1 pseudogene is annotated in these 258 nt (G+C 62.0%); it reads right to left on the bottom strand.

Features of this window, described 5'->3' with window-relative positions:
- Positions 1 to 231, bottom strand: a pseudogene (locus AC0L20_RS41270) (hypothetical protein); the annotation flags it as partial.
- Positions 232 to 258 lie beyond the last annotated feature (27 nt).

The following is a 258-nucleotide window of genomic DNA, read 5'->3' as shown; positions in this document are numbered from 1 at the left end:
CGAACCATTTTGCTCGCTGCCTCCATGATGGGTCATGAGCACGATGGGCAAGTCCGACCAGGCCGGTTGCTGGTGCAGATACTCCAGCAGAGGTTCCATGTCGACACCGCGCAAGGCCTCAGCGGCAATGATAAGCAGGCCTGCGCCTTCGTCCAGCGCTTCGCACAGGTGCCCAAGGCTGGCGGCAACCATGCCATGGTAGCCGGCCTCATTGAGCATCATCAGCGCCAACGAACTGTCGCGGCCCAAAGGCGCGAG

Source organism: Bradyrhizobium sp. Kon58, from assembly GCF_055807455.1.
This window is presented reverse-complemented; position numbering and strand designations above follow the sequence as displayed.